Genomic DNA, 20,128 nt, shown 5'->3' with positions numbered 1-20,128 from the left:
GTTGGTGTTTGGTGTGGTAACCTCACTATTTCCTAAAATTCAGGGGGTGGCAATTTTTTTGCTCAAAAAGCCCTCTATCAAGGTATTTTATAGCCTATTTAATATAAAAGTTTTGACAATACGCAAAGAGATGGGGGGAGTCAAAAATGATCGACATCTATGAGAAAATCAATGATTTATATGACCGGAAAAGAGAAGTTGAGTTAGGTGGGGGAGATCAAAAAATTGAAAAGCAGCATGAAAAAGGAAAGCTGACAGCAAGGGAGAGAATCGAGCTTCTTGTTGACAAGGGAACCTTTATTGAGCTGAACCCTTTTATTGAACATAGATGCAAGGATTTTGGTTTGGAAAATCAAAAGGGGCCAGGAGACGGTGTCGTTACTGGTTACGGAAAGGTGAATGGGCGACCCATCTACTTGTTCTCCCAAGATTTTACGGTTTTTGGTGGAGCTTTGGGGGAGATGCATGCGAATAAAATAGCAAATGTCATGGATTTGGCAGCGAAAAATGGTGCACCTTTTGTTGGGATGAATGATTCGGGTGGAGCGAGAATTCAAGAAGGAGTCGTGTCACTCGATGGTTACGGAAAAATCTTTTATCGAAATGCTATATACTCGGGAGTCATTCCGCAAATCTCTGTGATTATGGGACCCTGTGCAGGTGGAGCGGTGTATTCCCCAGCCATCACTGATTTTGTGTTTATGGTTGATCAAACAAGTCAAATGTTTATAACCGGCCCTAAGGTAATAGAAACGGTTACAGGTGAGAAAATCAGTCCCGAGGATTTAGGAGGGGCAAAGGTACATAACTCCATCAGTGGAAATGCGCATTTCCGTGCATCAACGGAGGAAGAAGTACTTGCAGAGGTCCGACAGTTACTAAGCTATCTTCCACAAAATAATGAAGAAAAAGCACCGATTAGTAAGTACGAAGATAATTGGGATTACCGTCCTGATTTAACTGATGTGGTACCATTTGACGCGGTCCGTCCGTACGACGTAAGAAAGGTAATCGAGCAAGTAGTAGATGAAGATTCATTCATGGAGGTTCAAAAGGATTTCGCCAAAAATATCGTCATTGGATACGCTCGTGTGAAGGGTGAAGTTATTGGCTTAGTATGTAACCAACCAAAGTTTATGGCTGGTGGTTTGGATATAGATTCGTCAGATAAAGCCGCTAGATTTATTCGTTTCTGTGACTCGTTTAACATACCTATTATTACATTTGAGGATGTAACGGGCTTCTTTCCAGGTATAAAGCAGGAACATGGTGGGATCATCCGACATGGAGCAAAAATATTGTACGCCTATTCAGAAGCAACGGTTCCAAAATTAACGATTATCCTGCGAAAAGCATATGGCGGAGCCTATGTGGCATTAAATTCGAAGTCTATCGGTGCGGATCTTGTGTTTGCTTGGCCCAACGCTGAAATTGCAGTGATGGGACCGCAGGGGGCTGCGAATATTATTTTCGCAAGGGAGATTAATCAAAGTGAAGATCCTGAGGCAACAAGAGCACAAAAAATTAAAGAGTATCGTGAAAAATTTGCTAACCCCTATGTGGCCGCAAGTATGGGAATGGTAGATGACGTCATTGACCCACGTGAAACAAGAATAAAAATTATTCAATCTTTAGAGATGCTACGTAATAAAAAAGAAACTCGTCCGAATAAGAAACACGGAAATATTCCCCTTTAAACCCATTCATTTGCTGATTGTGATACGAAAAAGTTATACTACAAGAGTGAATGTATGATTGATGGAGGGGACAGGATGATTAACGAAGAAAGATTGTTAAAGGAATTTCTTGAGCTCGTTCAAGTGGACTCAGAAACGAAGAACGAAGCAGATATTGCAAAGGTCTTAACACAGAAATTTACAGAGCTTGGCGTTGACGTAGTGGAAGACGATACAACGGCAACTACTGGACATGGGGCAGGAAACTTAATTTGCACTCTTAAAGGCTCAAAGGAGGAAGTAGACACCATTTACTTTACCTCCCATATGGATACAGTTGTCCCTGGTAAAGGCATCAAACCAAGCATTAAGGATGGGTATGTAGTTACAGATGGTACAACCATTCTCGGAGCGGATGATAAAGCGGGACTTGCCGTTATGCTTGAAGTCGTCCGTGTATTAAAGGAACAATCAATATCACATGGAACGATTCAATTTATCATTACTGTTGGAGAAGAGTCTGGCTTAGTTGGTGCCAAAGTATTAGACCCAGCGTTACTTGTAGCAAAATATGGCTATGCTCTAGATAGTGATGGTCAAGTAGGTAATATTATTGTTGCTGCACCTACGCAGGCAAAAGTAAAGGCAACAATTTTTGGAAAGACCGCACATGCTGGTGTGGCACCTGAAAAAGGTGTATCGGCTATTACGATTGCAGCGAAAGCCATTTCAAGAATGCCTCTTGGCCGCATTGATGAGGAAACAACTGCAAATATCGGTCGTTTTGAAGGCGGTACACAAACCAATATCGTTTGTGACCACGTGGAGATTTTAGCAGAAGCACGCTCTTTGGTAAATGAGAAGATGGAAGAGCAAGTGCAAAAAATGAAAACTGCGTTTGAAGAAGTGGCCTCAGAAATGGGTGGCAGAGCAGCGGTTGATATTCAAGTAATGTACCCTGGCTTTAAATTTGGAGAAGGAGATCATGTGGTTCAAGTAGCGAAAAAAGCGGCTGCCAAAATTGGTCGCTCATCCGAGCTGTTAAGAAGCGGCGGGGGCAGTGATGCGAATGTAATCGCTGGATTTGGAATTCCGACCGTTAACCTAGCAGTTGGTTATGAAGAGATTCACACAACGAATGAAAGAATGCCTGTTGAAGAACTCAATAAGTTGGCAGAGTATGTGATTGCGATCATTGAGGAAGTTTCTGCTTAATAGACAAAGAGTGAGGAGATTCTTCACTCTTTTTTTGTTACTTTCGATAGACAAAATAGCAGAAATGTTAGTATGATACAGGTATAAAGTATGATGCCTTTGTGCTAGATTGGAGCCAGTACCCATGCTTACAACAACCAAAGTAGTCGTTTTTCAAGTAGGGAAGGAAGAATATGCGATCACTATTGAACATGTAATTTCAATAGAGAAGGTGGAAGGAATTACACCGATCCCTCATTTACCTGTGTACGTGAAAGGTATTGTGAAAGTGAGAGGTGAATTACTCCCTGTTCTTGATTTTGAAGAAATTTTATATCACCGAACCATTCAATACAATGACCAAACGAGGATGATTGTCGTAAAGACAGATGAACTATCCATAGGAGTCCTTGTTAACGATGCGAAAGAGATTATTGATATTGAAAAGGAACAGTTAAAGCAGTTAGGGTTAGTTGCATTTAATAAAACAAGTTACTTTTCTTCCATTGCCAACCTGGATTCGCGTTTAATTACAATCATTGATCCATCCAAGCTTGTTCAATCGCTAGAAGGAATAAAGGAAATTCAACAATATATGAAATCACATCAAGAGGAGTAGCCAGTGAGGCTGCTCTTTTTCGTCTCGTCATTCTTTTGGTAAAATACTAGTGGTGGAAGTGGTGAGGAGGTAGATGGCGCTGAAGGAAATGTACCCCAAAAATGGCCGTGTGATTCTACACGTGGATATGAATAGTTTCTATGCGTCCGTAGAAATGGCCTACGATCAAAATTTAAAGGGCAAGCCACTTGCGATTGCGGGCAATGTCGAGGAAAGACGCGGGATTATTATCACCTGTAGCTACGAAGCTAGAAAAGTAGGGGTTAGAACGACGATGCCGCTTTGGGAAGCTAGAAAACTGTGTCCTAATTTAATTGTAATGAAACCCAATTTTGAACGCTACCGGGCTGCCTCCGTCGCTATCTTTGACTTGTTAAGGCAGTTTTCAGACTTAGTAGAACCAGTTTCGATTGATGAAGGATATGTAGATATTACAGAAGGCTATGAGTTTGGATCACCTCTTGAAATTGCAAAGACGATTCAAGAGCGAATGTTAGAACAATTTGATCTGCCTTGCAGTATCGGAATAGCTCCTAATAAATTTTTAGCAAAAACAGCATCAGATATGAAAAAACCTTTGGGGATAACCGTTCTTAGAAAGAGAGATATTAAACACGTTCTGTGGCCATTAAATGTGGGTGAAATGCATGGAGTTGGACAAAAGACAGCCGAAAAATTAAATCATATGGCCATACAAACGATTGGTGACTTAGCCAAAGGAAATGATATTCAGTTAAAATCTCTGCTTGGTATTAATGGAATAAGACTAAAGGAACGAGCGAATGGAATCGATCACCGTGAAGTGGATCCAAACTCTGTTTCTGATTTTAAAAGTGTTGGAAATTCAACAACACTTCCAAAGGATGTAACAAATGTTAAAGAGTTAAACACAGTGCTAGAGCAGTTGGCAGAGAAAGTATCTGTTAGATTAAAAGCAAAACAAGTGTTGGCAACGGGATTAAGTGTAACGATACGGTATAAGGACCGTAAGACATTTACTAGGAGTAAAAAACTAGACAATCCAGTTGAAAAGCAAGATGAAATTGCACAACTTGCCAAAAAAATATTTCATTCAAATTGGAATGGAAATGCCATCCGTCTTCTTGGGATCACCGGAACAGACTTGATTTCTGTGAATGAAGCGGTAAAACAGCTTGATCTTTTCTCATATGAACGCGATGCAAAAAAAGAGCCACTATTAAATGCTGTTTCAAAATTAAAAGAAAAATACGGCACGTCCATCATAAATCGAGCGGGAATGGTACGAAAAAACAAACCTTACCCGTCGATCGGTACAGATACAAGTTTTAACAAAGATTTTTTACACATAACACATGAAAAGAAAGAAGAGTAAGCGTTATATATAAAATAATTCAGGAAAAAATATATTTGATTGAATATTTAATTAATCACCTTACTTGCGCTTTTTGCTTAATCTTGCTAAAGTAAAGTGGATTCTTATGTATATAGTACTTAGCTAGAAGGGAAGAAAAAAATGTCAAAACAACAATTTGGTGTTATTGGGTTAGCAGTAATGGGGAAAAACCTTGCTTGGAACATTGAAAGCCGCGGCTATACTGTCTCAGTTTATAACCGTTCAAGCGAGAAAACAGATGAAATGCTTGCAGAATCAAATGGAAAAAACATATTTGGTACATATAGCATGGAAGAGTTCGTTGAATCATTAGAAAAGCCTCGTAAAATCATGCTTATGGTTAAAGCTGGTGGGCCAACTGATGCGACAATTGAACAACTAAAACCATTGCTTGATAAAGGTGATATCGTTATCGACGGTGGAAACACATACTTTGTTGATACACAACGCCGTAATAAAGAACTTAGTGAATTAGGTATTCATTTTGTTGGAACAGGCGTATCAGGTGGAGAAGAAGGAGCTCTTAAAGGACCTTCAATTATGCCAGGTGGACAAAAAGAAGCATATGAATTAATTGCACCAATTTTTAAAGATATTTCTGCAAAGGTTGATGGTGAGCCTTGTACAACCTATATCGGTCCAGACGGAGCAGGTCACTATGTGAAAATGGTTCATAATGGAATCGAATATGGAGATATGCAGTTAATCTCTGAATCATACTTCCTATTAAAGCATGTACTTGGTCTGAGCGCAGACGAACTTCATGAAGTTTTTGCTGAGTGGAACAAAGGCGAGCTTGATAGCTACTTAATCGAAATTACAGCTGATATTTTTACGAAAAAAGACGAAGAAACAGGTAAACCACTTGTTGATGTAATTCTTGATACAGCAGGACAAAAGGGAACTGGTAAGTGGACAAGCCAAAGCTCTCTTGATCTTGGAGTACCACTACCAATTATTACGGAGTCCGTATTCGCTCGTTTCCTTTCAGCAATGAAGGAAGAACGTGTTCATGCTAGTAAAGTATTAGGTGGACCAACTGCGAAGGAATTCACTGGTGATAAGAAGGCATTTATCGAGTCAGTTCGTAAAGCTCTTTATATGAGTAAGATTTGTTCATACGCACAAGGCTTCGCACAAATGCGTTCAGCTTCAGAAGAATACAACTGGGATTTACAATACGGAGAAATTGCGATGATCTTCCGTGGAGGATGTATTATTCGTGCTCAATTCCTTCAAAAGATCAAAGAAGCGTATGATCGTGACGGACAGCTTAAAAACCTATTACTTGATCCATATTTCAAGGAAATTGTTGAAAGCTACCAGCATGCTCTTCGTGACATTATGGTTGTTGCCGTTCAAAACGGTATTCCTGTACCATGTTTCTCAGCTGCGCTTTCATACTACGACAGCTACCGTACAGAAACACTTCCAGCGAATCTGTTACAAGCTCAACGTGACTATTTCGGTGCACATACGTACCAACGTACAGATAAAGAAGGAACATTCCATACAAACTGGTTCTAAGCCTTCTGAAAGCAAAAATAGCCTACCCAATAGGGTAGGCTATTTTGTGTGCCATTGATAAGGGATGGGGCGTTAAAAAGCTCCTATCCTAAATGGTAAAGAGTTCCGTTTTGAAGTGCTTTTTTTAAAATACGTGCCGAAATGACAGTCGTATTGGCATCGTTATTGGTATATAAAAGTCCTTAATCGAGTAACTAGCAAAAGTATTAAGCGGAGAATTTCCGGTTAGATGCTGAATGGAGCCTCGTTTCGGGGTAAATAAGGGGAGGTTTTCCGCTTTTTCAAAGAAAAATCGCTCCTTTTTGACTTTTTCGAGCCAATAGGCGGAATCTCTCCGTTTATTTAAGCCTTTTTTAATAAGAATTACTAATTAAGCAGAATTTCTCCGTCTATTTATCAGCTCGGGTGATTAAACCTGATCCCCAACCGATAAGTGCGGACCCTCTTGAACCTAGATGTGGGAATGAGCAGCTTAATAAATAAAGAAAAGACGTATGCCAATTCATACGTCTTTTCTGTGTATTTTAATTAAGAAGATACCCGAAAACAGAACCCATACCTAAATGGGAATGAGCATGTTTTTTAGCACTTATCAACATCAAAATTAGAGATCGGCCACCAATGGAAGCCATCTTTCTCAAGAAGCTCATCCGCCTCACGAGGACCCATCGTACCTGCGTTGTAGTTAGGGTAGTTCTCGGCCTTTTGATTTTCCCAAACATCAGAAATCTTATCAACAAAGCTCCAAGATAGAGCAACTTCATCCCAATGTGTAAAGTTGGTCGCATCACCGCGCATGCAATCGAATAGAAGCTTCTCGTACGCCTCTGGTGTATTTAACCCATCGATTCCGCGATTTGCATAGTTTAACTTAACAGGAGTGGCTGCGATGTTTTGACCCGCTTTTTTCGCATTTAGATGCAGTGTAATGCCTTCTTCAGGTTGAATATGAATCACAAGTAGGTTCGGATTCAATGTTTCTTCAGGGCTATAATATAGGTTCATAGGAATGTCTTTAAACTGGATAACAATTTTTGTAGATTTGGCATCCATTCTCTTTCCTGTCCGTATATAAATAGGAACCCCTGCCCAGCGGAAATTATCAATCATCAATTTTCCAGCTACATATGTTTCTGTGTTAGACTCTGGGTTAACCATTTGCTCTTCGCGGTATCCTAAAACCTGTGTACCTTCCACTGTGCCTTTGTCATATTGACCGCGAACGAAGTATTCTTTTATTTCTTCACCTTCAATTGGACGAAGAGCACGAAGGACTCTCACCTTTTCTGAGCGAATTTCTTCTGTGGTTAGCTTAATTGGTGGCTCCATCGCAAGTAATGCGACCATTTGGAGCATATGATTTTGAACCATATCTCTTAACGCACCACTTTTTTCATAATAGCGTCCACGTTCTTCTACTCCAAGAACCTCACTAGAAGTTACTTGAATATTCGAAATATAACGGTTGTTCCAAAGCGGCTCGAAAATCGCATTGGCGAATCGAATAACTTCAATATTTTGAACCATTTCTTTTCCTAGGTAGTGGTCGATTCTGTACACTTCATCTTCAGAGAAGGCGGTTCTGATTTGATCATTTAACTCTTGTGCTGATTGAAGATCATGTCCAAATGGTTTTTCAATGACTAAGCGTTTAAACCCGCTCACATTGGTCAACCCATCTTCTTTTAAATGTAGTGCAATTGTTCCAAAGAACTCAGGTGCCATCGCTAAGTAGAAGATGCGATTTCCTTGTAAATCATAATTTGAGTCAAGTTGATTTGCTAGGTTGTTAAGCACTGCGTATGAATTTGAATCAGTTACATCATGTGAATGATAGTAAAAATGAGAAGCAAATTCATCGATTCGATCCTCTTTTTGAATTGAAGACTTTACCGATTTTTTGATATTCTCTTGGAATTCCTCATTCGTTAATGGTCTTCTTGCAACTCCGATGACAGCAAATTTGTCTGAAAGATTTCCTTTTTCAAACAGTTTATAGAGCGAAGGATACAGTTTTCTATTTGCTAAATCACCAGTTGCTCCAAATATCATGATTAATGCAGTCGGTTTCTCGTTTTGTGTCACGTTAAGAACCTCTCTTCCAGGGTATTTCCATGTTATATATGTATTTTTATAAAAAAAATTGACCTATACAAGTACAGAATTTTATCGGTTTCTAGCCAAATAAGCAAATAATTCTTCACAAAATTACGTATTTATTTTTAACCAAATCGCTTGAACTATCCTTAATACAAATGAAAGCGTTATTAATTTATTTTATGAAATGTTTTGATAAAAATATTTCATAAAATAATTGTTACCTTATTTTTCATGTAGTATGATGGTGTTAGAAAGTTTAACTGTCTGAAAAGGAGGCTTTCTTTATGAATGTGATTGAAAGCAATCAGTTAACGAAAATGTATGGAAAAGCAAGAGGGATTTCTAATGTCAGTTTCTCTGTAAAAGAAGGAGAGATTTTTGGATTCATTGGACCAAATGGAGCTGGGAAATCGACAACCATTCGAACATTGCTTGCGCTTATTTATCCAACAAGTGGGAGTGCTACGATCTTTGGGAAGGATTGTATTAAATATGCCCCCGAGATTAAGAAGGAGATTGGGTACCTTCCATCAGAAGTCTTTTATTATGAAAATATGAAAGTTATTGACTTGCTTAAGTATTCTGCAAGCTTTTATAAAAAGGATTGTACAAAGAGAATACATGAGCTTGCTGAAACGTTGAATCTAGATGTTTCTAAGAAGATTAACGATCTTTCACTTGGCAATAAAAAGAAGGTTGGAATCGTTCAAGGATTATTACACGAACCAAAGCTCATTATTCTTGATGAGCCGACAAGTGGCTTGGATCCATTAATGCAACAGAAATTTTTTGAATTATTAAGAGAAGAGAATAAAAAGGGAGCTACCATTCTTTTCTCCTCCCATATTTTAAGTGAGGTTCAAAAACTTTGTGATCGTGTGGCTATTATTAAAGAAGGCGAAATCGTGAAGGTCGAGACGATGAGCGCTTTAACAGAGAATAGTTATAAGAAATTTAGACTTGAAGCTGTTAATCACGTAACTTCTGAAGTTTTTCAGTTAGATGGTGTCACAGATATTATGGTGAAAGAAAAGACGGTGTCCTTTATCTACAAAGGGAATATGAATGCAATTATTAGAAAAATTGCAGAGATACCACTTCAGAATTTGTGGGTAGAAGAACCAACCCTTGAAGAGATTTTCATGCACTACTACGAAAAGGAGGAGTAGAAGGTGAATATCTTTCTTCATGAAATAAGAGCTTTTGGAAAGTCGACGATTGTTTGGACGGTTTCTCTTATTGCACTTGTGCTCTTTTTTATGTCACTTTTTCCTTCGTTTGCGAAAGATGCAGATCAAGTGAACGAGCTTTTACAAACTCTCCCGGAAGCATTGCGTAAAGCGGTTGGGATTGAAATTGGTCATTTTACTAGCATCCTTGGTTTTTATTCGTATGTTTTCATGTATATCTCGTTATGCGGTGCGATACAGGCGATGATGATAGGTGCATCTATCCTATCCAAGGAGGTACGGGAAAAGACAGTTGATTTTCTCCTTACCAAGCCTGTTTCAAGGACAACGATCATTGTATCAAAGCTTTCTGCGGCATTTGTGTCTATTGCAATTACTAGCCTATCCTTCATTCTTTGTGCTTATTTTATTGCTTCCTATGTAAAGACAGAGAATTTTAATGAACAAGCATTTTTTCTTCTTTCATTCACGCTCTTTTTCGTTCAAGTTATGTTTTTAGCCATTGGAGTGATTGCTTCCATGCTATTACCTAAGTTGAAATCGGTTCTCTCTTTATCACTAGGTGTCGTCTTTGCTTTCTTTTTTATAGGAATGTTTGGATCTACAGTGGGTGAAGCGTCCGTTCGATATATTACCCCCTTCAAGTATTTTGACTACATGTATATTATTAAATACAGTCAGTATGAATGGTCGTATGTGATAGTCGGTTTGGTGTGGATTATAGCAGCTTTTATTGCTAGCTTTTACATCTATACTAAAAGGGATATGAATGCGGTGTAAGGAAGGAGGGGGTAAGGTGAATATATTTATTAGAGAGTTAAAAGCACTAAGAAAGTCACTCGTTATTTGGTGTTTAGGAATTCTTGCTATGGTAGCTGGGGGGATGAGTAAGTACGTGGCAACAGAATCTTCCGGTCAGTCTATTAATGATCTCATGGCAAGTATGCCAAAAGCCATGCAGGCCATTATGGGAACAGGCTCGTTGGATTTAACGACTGTTAGCGGTTATTACGGCATTTTGTTTTTATATTTAATGGTTATGACTACGATTCATGCTGTGATGTTAGGAGCGAATATCATTTCTAAAGAGGAGAGAGATAAAACAGCAGAATTCTTATTAGTGAAGCCAATCTCTAGAAAACAGGTGATCTTTTCGAAATGGATGGCATCCTTGATCGCTATTTTTGTGCTAAATCTTGTCACTTTTTTGATTTCACATTTGATGGTGGATTATTATAATAAGACAGATGAGTCGTATCTGATCGAGATTGCTAAATTAATGGGTGGTATGTTTATCCTGCAGCTCCTGTTTTTATCCTTAGGAACATCCGTTGCTGCTAGCATTAAGCATCCTAAAAGAGCTGCAAGTATTTCTACTGCTGTGTTACTAATTGCCTTTTTCTTATCAATGGCGATTGACCTTAACGAGAATCTCGAGATTCTTTCTGTCTTTACTCCTTTCAAATATTTTGAGGCAAAGGACATCATTAGTGGAACCGGATATGAAGCCATATATATTACGGTAAGCGCCCTATTAGTTGTAGTCATGACGAGCTATACCTTTATCGCTTATGAAAAGAGAGATCTGCATATCTAGTAAGTATCTCGTGACAAATATGGTATAGTGATGGTAATAATGATAGTAATCCGATGTCTTTATTGACGTCGGTTTTTTACATGGCTGTTTTCGTAAAGTTTGTTGGTTTGGAAAAAACCTAGAAGCCGGATTTTTCCCCGTATAATGCTAAGTTTTATTGGTCTATTTTGAGAGTAGCTCTTTTCTAAGGTGATAAAATCCAGATTGGCTGTTGAACATATAGTTTATTTCCGAAAAAGTGTGTAGATAGCAACAATGTTTTAGAAAAGAGCCTTTTACATAAAGGAGCGTTTGAATTGGATATTTTATTTCTCGGTACGGGCGCAGGAGTTCCCGCAAAACATAGAAACGTAAGCTCTCTTGTACTGAAGCTGTTGGATGAGAGAGGGACCCTTTGGATGTTTGACTGTGGTGAGGCCACTCAGCATCAAATTTTACATACGTCTGTTAAGCCACGCCGCATTGAAAAGATATTTATTACTCATCTTCATGGCGACCATATCTATGGCTTGCCTGGTTTATTGTCCAGTCGTTCCTTCCAAGGCGGAGAGTCACTCGTAACGGTATATGGACCTAAGGGGATAAAAGATTATGTAGATATTTCTTTGCAAGTAAGCGGAACGTATTTAAAGTACCCTCTAAAGATCGTAGAAATTGAGGAGGGGATTGTTTTTGAAGATGAGCAGTTCAAAGTTGAAGCTCGTAAATTGGAGCATGGAATTCCATCATACGGATATCGAGTGGTGGAGAAGGACCGTCCAGGCTCTTTATTAGTAGAAAAGCTACAGGAAGCAAAAATCCCACCTGGTCCTCTATACAAAAAAATTAAGGCTGGAGAAAACGTTGTTTTAGAAGATGGAACTATCATTGATTCTTCCGAGTTTCGTGGTGAAGACATAAAGGGAAGGATCGTAACGATTTTAGGTGATACAAGACTATGTGACAACGCCAGTTTACTTGCAATAAACGCTGACCTTCTCATCCACGAGGCTACGTTTTCTAGGGGAGAGGAACAGCTTGCGTATGATTACTTTCATTCAACGACTACACAAGCCGCACAGGTCGCGCGAGACGCTGGTGTGAAACAACTGTGTCTTACTCATATTAGCTCAAGATACGACAAAAGAGCTTCGCAATTACATGTGGAGGAAGCGAGAGAAGTGTTTCCGAATACCGAAATCGCTGATGATTTTAAAGAAATTACGATTCCTGTACACAAATAAATCGGGTACAATAGGGTCCCGATTTATTTTAAGAGAATTACGTATTGTTGTTACGTAAATCTTTTAAGCGATATTTCGTCCCTCTCCAAATAATGCCCCCTCTTTTAAAGGTTAAGAAGCTAGCCCGAATGATGGAGTAAATAAACAACATGGAAGTAAATGGAAAGAGGAGAAACATCCATGGCGAATAGGTTGTCATTCTTTTAATAATCATGGCGTAAATCCATGCGAGCAAAAAAATATTCCCGATGCTCAAATACATTATGATAGGTTCCAAGGAAAATAGAGTAAAGAAGGGGAGTACCTGTGACACAAATACTCCGAAAATCGCAAACATCACCATGCTAATTCGGTAATGCAGTCCCGCAAACGTATTTTTCTCTAAGCCAATAAGTGCCTCTTTTAAAGTGGAGTACCATTCAACCTCAAGAAGTGTCAAAGCCGTTACCATTCGATGTCTGAATCCCATTTCCTTCATCTTTTTTCCAAGCATTAAATCATCATCCGGACGCATTTTAATGATTTCGTGAGTTCCTAACCTCTCATAAGCATCTTTCCTCACTAGATTAAATGCTCCAATTCCTATTCCCACCTTGGAACGAGGATGATTCGCAAGCCAAGGACGTTTAAAGTAGGAGAAACCAAACATAAAAAAGGCAATAAAGCTATTCAACCATAATCGCTGCCCTCGTAAATTAGGAGCAGCTGTTAAGTGATCTAGTTCATGTGTCATAAAATAATGAACGGCTTTTGCGATTGCATCTCTGTGATAGATCACGTCTGCATCTGTGAATAAGAGAAGTTCTCCTCTTGCTTGCTTTGCTCCAACATACATCGCGTGATTCTTCCCTAACCATCCTGGTGGAAGATCTGTGATGTGGATCACGTTTATATTTTTATTTTCAGACTGAATCTCGTTCATAATGTTAGGAGTGTGATCGGTTGATCGGTCGTTCACCAAAATCCATTCCAAACGATCATAACTCTGCGAAATTTGACTTTGTAGGCTTTCTTTTACTCCTTTTTCCTCATTACGTGCCGCAACAATAATAGACACTAAAGGACCGACCTTAGACGCTGGTTCGTTTTCGAGACGATCGATTCTCTGTAGTCCCATCTTTGCATCAATAAAGATCAGAAGCCAAACTACAATGCTGATAGCTAATAAGGAAGACACCATTAGAAATAAGGACATCAAAACACCCTTTTATTTGTAAGTAGTTATATTACAGTTTTGATTATACTTGTTCTATAGGAAAGAACCAATCAAATACTCTCTAATGGAATCCCCTAAGTTATAATAAAAAAGGAGTTCCGCAAATACAGAACTCCTACTAAGAGCAATTGCCCCCTATAACGCTTCTAGCATAATTCCGCAAGTTACAAGATAGGCCATACCACTAACAAGAAGTACCACCCCAGTAATAGCAAAAGCCAAATCACTACTCATCCGTTCCACTAGAACAGTATTAAGCACATTTAGGATAATTAAACCAACACAAAACGCTAATGTAATCCACAGTACGTTTACCCCCAAATATGCTCCCACCCTTAAAAAAATTAAATACTTAAAATTAGTTTTCTCTCTTACTAGCTTTCTATACACAGTGTTGGTAATACAACGAAAAAATTCAAGCTATAGGGTTTGAGTAATTCATATGCTAATTTTGGTTCTGTATTATGGTTCAAGTTAGTCTCTCAAAGAAGCCGCCTTTGTCTGTAAACCTCCAACGATTTCACTGTTACTTTTGTTCTTCTTACCTTTTAAACATCCAGACCTAAAACTCGATTCATTCTAAATCTCCTTTTCAAAACCTCAAATTACCAGTAACCTCAAATTCCTGATTTTAGGAGTTTTCGATATTCTTTTGGTGTATTATTATTGATCTTTTTAAAATGTTTATAAAAAGTTACCTTTCAAGCTTGTCTTGTATAATGCAGAGGGGATAAATCCTAAAAAAAGATTATTCTCGGATAGCCGTGTTAAGTAACAGGTGAATTGATTCTAGAAGGATTAATGCCCTTTTTATTGAATACTATTATTTATCCGAAGGTGTTTAAAAAGTAATTTGAATAAGCCGTATCATAGTAACAGCAGTTTTTTCCTTTTTTATTTATTTAGAATGAAAATTTTGGGTGTTTAAACAAAGAGGAGAGTCAATATGGAAATAGTATATTTTGCAGGTGGATGTTTATGGGGAGTACAAGCTTTTATAAAAACTTTACCTGGAGTTAAGTTTACAGAAGCGGGAAGAGCTAATGGAACAAGTCAAACACTTGATAGTGATTATGATGGCTACGCCGAATGTGTAAAAACAGGATTTGATCCGAAGGTTGTAACGATCAAGGAATTAATGGGATATTTTTTTGAAATTATTGATCCGTACAGTTTGAATAAACAAGGACAGGATGTTGGTAAGAAATACAGAACAGGAGTGTATAGTGAAAAGCCTGAGCACTTAATAGAGGCTAAGGCGTTTCTTAGTGAGAGAAATGATTATGACCTTATAGTTGTTGAAGTATTACCTCTTACAAACTATGTGAGAAGTGCAGAAGAACATCAAGATAGGTTAGCTAGATGTCCAAATGATTATTGTCATATTCCAAAAGAAATATTAAACAGATATAAGTAGACCCAATACCTATAAAAAACGCCTGGACCTCCTGAGATGTAAAGCGAGGCAGGTGTTTTTGGTGTTTTACTGCATTAAAATATTTGCTGTGGCGGTCCTTTTTTCTTCTTCCACAAAAGGGCAACATCCAAGTCATGTGGAGTGTGTAAACAATAAACAGATACCACCAACGAAGTGGTACCTGATTTTAAAAATCTCACAAACTCCTCTGAACACTTTCCATCTGCTCTGCAATCGCCTTCCCCATCCGTTTTGACTGAGCTGTCGCCTCTTTAATACATTCCACAAACGCTTCTTGAACCCCGTGAGCAGCAAGTACTTTTAAACCTGCTTCTGTTGTTCCTCCAGGACTTGTAACCGCATGGCGAAGCTCCTGTGGCGTTTTAGTCGTCTTGGCTACCATTTGTGCGGCACCAATTAAGGTTTGAACAATTAATTGTTGGGCCATTTCTCGCTCTAAGCCTATTTCGACGGCGCTTTTTTCCATCGCTTCGATCAAATAATAGATATATGCAGGGCCACTACCGGATAAGCCTGTGACGGCATCTAATTGGTGTTCCTCTACAAAAGCTGTCATTCCCACTGTACCAAAAAGCATTTGCACATTTCTTTTTTGATCGTCATCTACTTTATCATTGACAGCAATTGCTGTGGCAGATAGGCCTACTGTTGCTGATGTATTAGGCATCGCGCGAACGATTGCTAGCTGCTTTTGTGAGAGTAATTCAATCGAATCCATTGAGACACCTGCTAAAACAGAGACAATCAACATGTTTGACTTTAATAAATGCCGTACTTGTTCAATGGAGGCTGCAGCATCCTTTGGCTTCATCGCAAGTAGAACCATGTCTGCTCCTTCCAATAGTTCACGATGATCATACGTGGAGCTGACGCCGTATTGCTCGTGAAGTGTTGCCAGTCGATCTGCATTGCTGCGATTGGTCACCCATATTTTTTCTGGGCTAATTAATTGATTTTCCACAATCCCCGCAATTAATGCCTCTGACATTGATCCTGCTCCGATAATCGCTATTTTCTCCACGTTTCTTCCTCCTAAAAATCCATTTATAAAAACAAAAAAGACCCTTCATCCTAACAAGGACGAAAGGTCTTAGCTTCCGTGGTACCACCTTCATTTTCATTTTTACGCGTTCACGCATAAATGAAACTCAAATCCGTTAACGCCGGAGAACACGGTTAGGTTTACCTAACAGCTCATAAGGTAGGTTCGGTGGGTAAGGGACGGTAAAGCCTCTCAGCCGGTGAGCTTTACTCTCTTTCGTCTTTTGCCACGTACTGGTCTTATTCATTGCCACTTTAACGCTCTAAATGATTTACTAGTGATTATGCAAGATAACAAGCCTTTCTGTCAAGAGGGAATACCGCCCGATTTTTCAAATTTTTCAAAAAACAGTATATGAAAATAATGACATCCTTGATAACGTTGGGTAAAATATACTTATGTACTATTGTTATATAACATTCATAATCAAGGAGTTCGAATATGACAGAATGGCGTGATGGAATTGCAAAACTGGTTTTGCCTACTCCTTTTCCAGTCGGCGATGTGAACGTGTATGTAATAAAGGGGGAACGCTTGACATTAGTAGACGTAGGTCCAAATACGGAGCAAGCATTTATATCGCTTCAAAATCAACTGGCTCAACTAGGTCTCCAGCTAACAGATATCGAACAAGTCATACTGACCCATGATCATCCGGATCATGCAGGCTTGCTCGATTGGTTTTCTCCTCATTTAGAGGTTTATGGACATGCTAACAATGAACGCTGGCTAAATCGAACCGAAGAGTTTTATCATGACTACGACTCTTTTTATCGGCAGCTGTTTGTGGAATGTGGCATTCCGGACAAGTATTATGATCCTTTTATCGGTGGAATGAAACAAATGCTTTTGTTTTCCTGCAACCGATCGTTAACAGGTACGCTTTCAGAGGGGGATGTTCCAATCGGATTATCTGAATGGACGGTCATTGAAACGCCTGGTCATGCCCAAAGTCAGATCGGTTTATTTCGTAAAAAGGATGGGGTGCTGATTGGGGGAGATCTTTTATTGGCGCATATTTCAGCGAATCCACTTCTCGAGCCTCCGCTCCCAGGAGAGAGAGAACGTCCAAAGCCACAGTTGCAAGTCAATGATTCCTTACAGAAGCTTCTTACCTTTCCTATTCGTCTTACTTATGCGGGACATGGTGAAGAGATAACAGATGTTCATGGTCTGGTTGAAAAGCGACTATCTCATCAAGTTTTACGCGCTGAGCAAGTGAAGGAATGGCTGGAGCGGGAATCTATGACCGCTTTTCAAATATGTGAACGTCTATTTCCTTCCGTCTACAAGAGACAGCTGGGGCTAACCATTTCTGAATCCATCGCACAGTTAGACTATTTATTAGATGGTAAGAAAATAAAAGCCACAAAGGTAAAGGACACCTTTATTTACAGTGCAATCTTATAATGATAATGAGGCTCCTTCCTATATAGGTAAGGAGCATCATTTTACCCTTTTTGGGAAAAGAGTTTTTTTCCATAGTAGAGATTGTAAAGCAGAGTAGTTTACTAAAATCGTCCCTAATAAAATGGTAACGGCACCAATACCGGTATACCATGTCATTTCTTCATGGTAGAAGGTGACACCTAATCCCACTGCGATAAGCGGTGAAATATATAGCCATGTGGAAGGGAACACAGGATCCGTTTTTGTCACAAGCCAATAATAAAGGCTATGTCCAATCATAGATCCAATGATGATTAGATATATTAGGGAACCAATAGATGCCGTGTGAACCAAAGTTAAGGGTTGAACCTTCTCTGTTATCAAAGACAGTAGCAATAAAAGTAAACCACCGTACATCATTTGAACGGCGTTTAATACAAGGGGAGAAGCAATGATCTTCTCTTTCACCCGTTTGGTATAAATTGTACCTGAAGCATAAAAGACTTCACCTAAGACGATTGCTAGACATCCCATGATCCATAAGAAATGTACGTTTAAAGAAATGCTCGGTAAAATTAACACGATTACGCCAGCCAAACCAATTATACATCCTATCGTGGATGTAAAAGATGTTTTCTGCTTTAGTAATATTGTGGATATGATTAAAATCATCATCGGTCCAGTTGCCGATAGAACCGCTGCTACCCCTGAAGAAACGTATTGTTCTGCCCAATATAATGTGGCGAAAGTTCCGAATGTTAACCCCACCCCTGTGAAAAAGAGTTCTTTTCTAAAAAGAATTTTTAAAGAAACCTTTTCCTTCCACCTCATAAATAGAAATAATAGAATCCCGGCACTGAAAAATCGAACACCAGCACCGAAAAACGGTGGTATTCCTGCATCGACCCCTATTTTAATCGCTAAAAAGGTGGTTCCAAAGATAAAGCACATGAGTAAATAAAATAAAATAATCATTTTCCATTCCTCCTTGCGACTAATCATACCGCTAGCAGAATAGAACAGTTATGGATGAACAGAACAGATGAAGGTAAATTATGTTACAATCAACAATCATAAGGGGGTGTCTTTAATGAATAAACAGCGAAAATACCTTTTTGAGGAAGTATATGAGTATTTATGGCAAAGAATAGAGCGTTCGGACTGGAAGACTGGTGACAAGCTTCCGTCGATTCGTGAATTGTCAATGGAAATGAACGTTCACCGGTTGACCGTTTACAAAGCCTATCAAATGCTGAAGCAACAAGGAAAGGTATTTGTAAAAGATAAATCTGGTTATTATGTTCAAGGAAGTTCTACATCCCCTATAGATGGTCACTCTTTGCTTCGAGCTAATGAGAAAACATATACTCTATCTGAGATACACCAACAAAGCGTTCAATATCAGTTTTCCCAAGCATTAATTGATCCTAATTTATTGCCTAATCATTTCCTATCAGATTATGTTAAAAAGGTTTTTGATTTGTATCCTAAGGTGCTTTCCACATATTCTACCGTACAAGGGGATATGGAGCTGCGTGATACCTTGGCGACCTATTTTATTACACGTTATAAAACGCATCTTTCCCATGATGATATCCTCATCACTTCAGGCTCTCAGCAAGCACTCCATCTGATCTCTCAATTATTTATCAAACCAAGAGATACGGTGCTGCTTGAGCGCCCAAGCTATAGCGCTGCAATTGATATTTTTAAAAGCCAGGATGCCCATTTGATAGCGATCGATATTCAGCCTTATGGTTATGATTTAGAGAAAGTAGAAATGCTTATGAAACAATATAAACCCAGATTGTTTTATGTGAATCCAACTTTTCATAATCCAACTGGGTATACGGTTCCAACGGCACAACGAAAGAAGTTAGTGGAACTAGCTGAACGATACAATTGTGTAATTGTTGAGGATGATGCGTATCACGATATTTATTTCGAAAAAGCACCACCACCGCCTCTTTATACATTTGATACAGCTGGTGTCGTCATCTATGTAAGAAGCTTTTGCAAATATGTTTCACCTGGACTACGTGTGGCAGCTTGTGTTGTTCCACCTGCCATGAAGGATGGATTGCTTACGGTTAAAGGGCTTGCCGATAATGGCTCACCATTACTTAATCAAAAAATCTTTCTTCACTATTTTTCCTCACCTCGGCTGCAGCAGCACCTAGAAAAACTTAGAATCGCTCTGCAAATTCGTAAGGAAATTATGGAGGAAGAATTACAGAAGACGAATTGGAGCTGGATAAGTCCCGATGGAGGCTTAAATTTATGGGTTCAGCTTCCTGACCCCCTTCCAACAGATCAGTTGCTGCAAAAAGCGATTGAGAATTCGGTTTCCTTTGTCCCTGGATTGATTTGTGACCCTTTACAACAAGGATTTTCCTCTTCGCTTCGTTTAAGTTATTCTTACGCCAATGAAGAACAGCTAAGGGTAGGAGTAAGAAGGCTAATCGAGGTAGTTAATACGTATGCATGATTTTTTAGCTTTTTTCAAAGGGTTTGTGGTAAGTTATATTTAATGCTACATAGA

17 protein-coding genes are annotated in these 20,128 nt (G+C 38.9%); 12 read left to right on the top strand and 5 right to left on the bottom strand.

Annotated elements, in window-relative coordinates; all coding sequences use genetic code 11:
* Positions 1 to 146 precede the first annotated feature (146 nt).
* The 5 genes from ACFFHF_RS21630 (at position 147) to gnd (ending at position 6,391) form a co-directional block, all read left to right on the top strand.
* On the top strand, positions 147 to 1,697 hold the full coding sequence (locus ACFFHF_RS21630) for a carboxyl transferase domain-containing protein (RefSeq protein ID WP_160546528.1): 1,551 nt from the start codon (positions 147 to 149) through the stop codon (positions 1,695 to 1,697).
* 75 nt (positions 1,698 to 1,772) lie between these two features.
* A complete protein-coding gene (locus ACFFHF_RS21625; protein WP_377059001.1) occupies positions 1,773 to 2,891 on the top strand; it encodes a tripeptidase T in 1,119 nt (372 codons plus the stop codon).
* A gap of 124 nt (positions 2,892 to 3,015) precedes the next feature.
* Entirely contained in the window at positions 3,016 to 3,489 is a 474-nt protein-coding gene (locus ACFFHF_RS21620; protein ID WP_160546526.1) for a chemotaxis protein CheW, read from the top strand.
* A 79-nt stretch (positions 3,490 to 3,568) separates the two neighbouring features.
* The gene (locus ACFFHF_RS21615) at positions 3,569 to 4,843 is read left to right on the top strand and encodes a DNA polymerase IV (RefSeq protein WP_377059004.1); all 1,275 of its coding nucleotides are present in this window, start codon (positions 3,569 to 3,571) and stop codon (positions 4,841 to 4,843) included.
* A 141-nt stretch (positions 4,844 to 4,984) separates the two neighbouring features.
* Entirely contained in the window at positions 4,985 to 6,391 is a 1,407-nt protein-coding gene (gene gnd / locus ACFFHF_RS21610; RefSeq protein ID WP_160546525.1) for an NADP-dependent phosphogluconate dehydrogenase, read from the top strand.
* Positions 6,392 to 6,973: 582 nt separating this feature from the next.
* Here the strand turns inward: gnd and zwf are convergent.
* A complete protein-coding gene (gene zwf / locus ACFFHF_RS21605) occupies positions 6,974 to 8,443 on the bottom strand; it encodes a glucose-6-phosphate dehydrogenase (RefSeq protein WP_340906280.1) in 1,470 nt (489 codons plus the stop codon).
* A gap of 332 nt (positions 8,444 to 8,775) precedes the next feature.
* Here zwf and ACFFHF_RS21600 point away from each other — a divergent pair, with 332 nt between their 5' ends.
* From ACFFHF_RS21600 to rnz, 4 genes are all read left to right on the top strand, one after another.
* Entirely contained in the window at positions 8,776 to 9,660 is an 885-nt protein-coding gene (locus ACFFHF_RS21600) for an ABC transporter ATP-binding protein (RefSeq protein WP_377059000.1), read from the top strand.
* 3 nt (positions 9,661 to 9,663) lie between these two features.
* Entirely contained in the window at positions 9,664 to 10,461 is a 798-nt protein-coding gene (locus tag ACFFHF_RS21595) for an ABC transporter permease subunit (RefSeq protein ID WP_377058999.1), read from the top strand.
* 16 nt (positions 10,462 to 10,477) lie between these two features.
* Complete coding sequence (locus tag ACFFHF_RS21590) at positions 10,478 to 11,278, top strand: ABC transporter permease (protein ID WP_377058998.1); 801 nt, start codon at positions 10,478 to 10,480, stop codon at positions 11,276 to 11,278.
* 296 nt (positions 11,279 to 11,574) lie between these two features.
* On the top strand, positions 11,575 to 12,501 hold the full coding sequence (rnz, locus tag ACFFHF_RS21585; protein ID WP_340904549.1) for a ribonuclease Z: 927 nt from the start codon (positions 11,575 to 11,577) through the stop codon (positions 12,499 to 12,501).
* Between the two features lie 37 nt (positions 12,502 to 12,538).
* Here rnz and ACFFHF_RS21580 read toward each other — a convergent pair whose 3' ends face one another.
* Both ACFFHF_RS21580 and ACFFHF_RS21575 read right to left on the bottom strand, forming a co-directional pair.
* The gene (locus ACFFHF_RS21580; RefSeq protein WP_340904547.1) at positions 12,539 to 13,696 is read right to left on the bottom strand and encodes a glycosyltransferase family 2 protein; all 1,158 of its coding nucleotides are present in this window, start codon (positions 13,694 to 13,696) and stop codon (positions 12,539 to 12,541) included.
* Positions 13,697 to 13,852: 156 nt separating this feature from the next.
* Complete coding sequence (locus ACFFHF_RS21575) at positions 13,853 to 14,038, bottom strand: hypothetical protein (RefSeq protein WP_160546521.1); 186 nt, start codon at positions 14,036 to 14,038, stop codon at positions 13,853 to 13,855.
* Between the two features lie 625 nt (positions 14,039 to 14,663).
* On the opposite strand from ACFFHF_RS21575, the gene ACFFHF_RS21570 reads away from it, so the two are divergent.
* Positions 14,664 to 15,134 carry a peptide-methionine (S)-S-oxide reductase gene (locus tag ACFFHF_RS21570; RefSeq protein ID WP_377058997.1) on the top strand — a complete coding sequence of 157 codons (471 nt, stop codon included), beginning with the start codon at positions 14,664 to 14,666 and terminating at the stop codon, positions 15,132 to 15,134.
* Between the two features lie 196 nt (positions 15,135 to 15,330).
* Here the strand turns inward: ACFFHF_RS21570 and proC are convergent, their stop codons facing one another.
* Entirely contained in the window at positions 15,331 to 16,176 is an 846-nt protein-coding gene (proC, locus tag ACFFHF_RS21565; protein ID WP_340904546.1) for a pyrroline-5-carboxylate reductase, read from the bottom strand.
* Positions 16,177 to 16,638: 462 nt separating this feature from the next.
* Here proC and ACFFHF_RS21560 point away from each other — a divergent pair, with 462 nt between their 5' ends.
* Positions 16,639 to 17,607: an MBL fold metallo-hydrolase gene (locus tag ACFFHF_RS21560; protein ID WP_160546519.1), complete on the top strand. Its 969-nt coding sequence runs from the start codon at positions 16,639 to 16,641 to the stop codon at positions 17,605 to 17,607.
* Positions 17,608 to 17,643: 36 nt separating this feature from the next.
* On the opposite strand, the gene ACFFHF_RS21555 is transcribed toward ACFFHF_RS21560, so the two are convergent.
* The gene (locus ACFFHF_RS21555; RefSeq protein WP_377058996.1) at positions 17,644 to 18,561 is read right to left on the bottom strand and encodes a DMT family transporter; all 918 of its coding nucleotides are present in this window, start codon (positions 18,559 to 18,561) and stop codon (positions 17,644 to 17,646) included.
* 115 nt (positions 18,562 to 18,676) lie between these two features.
* Between ACFFHF_RS21555 and ACFFHF_RS21550 the strand changes: the two genes are divergently transcribed.
* Positions 18,677 to 20,074, top strand: a complete 1,398-nt coding sequence (locus ACFFHF_RS21550) for an aminotransferase class I/II-fold pyridoxal phosphate-dependent enzyme (protein WP_160546517.1) — start codon at positions 18,677 to 18,679, stop codon at positions 20,072 to 20,074.
* The last annotated feature ends 54 nt before the right edge of the window (positions 20,075 to 20,128 follow it).

The sequence above is a fragment of the Robertmurraya beringensis genome (assembly GCF_042433785.1).
GTDB classification, from domain to species: domain Bacteria; phylum Bacillota; class Bacilli; order Bacillales; family Cytobacillaceae; genus Robertmurraya_A; species Robertmurraya_A beringensis.
The sequence above is the reverse complement of the archived record's forward strand: the minus strand, read 5'-3'. Positions and strand labels throughout refer to the sequence as shown.

Coding starts and splice junctions, on each gene's coding strand:
- ACFFHF_RS21630 (WP_160546528.1), top strand. CDS start 147: ATGATCGACATCTATGAGAAAATCAATGATTTATATGACCGGAAAAGA.
- ACFFHF_RS21625 (WP_377059001.1), top strand. CDS start 1,773: ATGATTAACGAAGAAAGATTGTTAAAGGAATTTCTTGAGCTCGTTCAA.
- ACFFHF_RS21620 (WP_160546526.1), top strand. CDS start 3,016: ATGCTTACAACAACCAAAGTAGTCGTTTTTCAAGTAGGGAAGGAAGAA.
- gnd (WP_160546525.1), top strand. CDS start 4,985: ATGTCAAAACAACAATTTGGTGTTATTGGGTTAGCAGTAATGGGGAAA.
- zwf (WP_340906280.1), bottom strand. CDS start 8,443: ATGATATTTGGAGCAACTGGTGATTTAGCAAATAGAAAACTGTATCCT.
- ACFFHF_RS21600 (WP_377059000.1), top strand. CDS start 8,776: ATGAATGTGATTGAAAGCAATCAGTTAACGAAAATGTATGGAAAAGCA.
- ACFFHF_RS21580 (WP_340904547.1), bottom strand. CDS start 13,696: ATGTCCTTATTTCTAATGGTGTCTTCCTTATTAGCTATCAGCATTGTA.
- ACFFHF_RS21570 (WP_377058997.1), top strand. CDS start 14,664: ATGGAAATAGTATATTTTGCAGGTGGATGTTTATGGGGAGTACAAGCT.
- ACFFHF_RS21560 (WP_160546519.1), top strand. CDS start 16,639: ATGACAGAATGGCGTGATGGAATTGCAAAACTGGTTTTGCCTACTCCT.
- ACFFHF_RS21555 (WP_377058996.1), bottom strand. CDS start 18,561: ATGATTATTTTATTTTATTTACTCATGTGCTTTATCTTTGGAACCACC.
- ACFFHF_RS21550 (WP_160546517.1), top strand. CDS start 18,677: ATGAATAAACAGCGAAAATACCTTTTTGAGGAAGTATATGAGTATTTA.